This is a genomic window from Nonomuraea sp. NPDC046570, assembly GCF_040645915.1.
Taxonomy (GTDB): domain Bacteria; phylum Actinomycetota; class Actinomycetes; order Streptosporangiales; family Streptosporangiaceae; genus Nonomuraea.
This window is the reverse complement of the sequence record NZ_JBEYZF010000118.1, coordinates 1-1,041: the sequence shown is the minus strand read 5'-3', so window position 1 is coordinate 1,041 and position 1,041 is coordinate 1. Positions and strand designations below refer to the sequence as shown.

General features: G+C 68.8%; 2 protein-coding genes. Both read left to right on the top strand.

The window, feature by feature from the left end; translation table 11 throughout:
- Positions 1-628 (top strand): sensor histidine kinase (locus ABZ911_RS43170; RefSeq protein ID WP_358070539.1); only part of this gene is annotated, 628 nt, incomplete at its 5' end.
- On the top strand, positions 621-1,041 hold a 421-nt coding region (locus ABZ911_RS43165), incomplete at its 3' end, for a response regulator transcription factor (protein ID WP_358070536.1). The genes ABZ911_RS43170 and ABZ911_RS43165, both read left to right, overlap by 8 nt.

Sequence of the window (1,041 nt, the reverse complement as noted above, 5' to 3'; positions counted from 1 at the left end):
AGGTCTTGCCCTGCGCGCCGCGCGCCTGGCCGCGCGCCTGGTCCACGCCCAGGAGACCGAGCGCCGTAGGATCGAGCGGAACATCCACGACGGCGTGCAACAACAACTCGTGGCCCTCATCGCGGGCCTTGAGCTGGCCAGGGCCGCCCCTCGCGCCGAGACCCTTGCGCACCTTCGTGAGCAGGCACGGGTCACGCTCGAAGACCTGAGGGAGCTGGCCGCGGGCATCCACCCGACGGTGCTCACGCAGGGCGGCCTGGTCGAAGCGGTGGAGGAACGATGTGACCGCTTGCCGATCGACGTCGAGTTCACCGTCGACGACGAGCTACGCGGACGGCGCTATCCGGACGACGTCGAGGGCGCGGCCTACTTCACGATCGGTGAGGCCCTCGCCAATACACTGAAACATGCTGCCGCTTCGCAGGTCGAGGTACGGCTGGTGCGAAACGACGGCTGCCTGCTCATGGAGGTGTCCGACGACGGGGCCGGGTTCGACCCGGCGGCCGTGATCCACCGCGGGCTCGGGCCGCTGGCCGACCGGCTCAGCGCACTCGGCGGGAACCTCAAAGTGGTCAGCGCTCCGCGGAAGGGGACCAGGGTGACCGCCTGGATACCGATTGATGGCTGATCCGGTGCGCGCCGTACTCGCCGACGACCACTACCTCGTCAGGGAGGGGCTCCGGCAGTTGCTGGAGACCTCCGGCAAGATCGACGTCGTCGCGGCGGTCAGCGACGCCGACGAGCTCCTCGACGCGGTTCGCCGGCTCGGGCCCGACGTGATCGTCACCGACATCCGCATGCCGGGCGCGTCCTTCAGAGACGGTTTCGAGGGCATCGACGCGGCTCACCACGTACGGGCCGAGCATCCCGAGACGGGGGTGGTGGTGCTGTCGCAGTACCGGGACGCGCTGTTCGCCTTCGAGCTGTTCAAGCACGGCAGTGAAGGGCTCGCCTACCTTCTCAAGGACAGGATCGGAAACCTCGGTGACCTGCTCGGCGCGATAAGCGCGGTTATGGCGGGCGGGTCGGTCATCGAGCCGC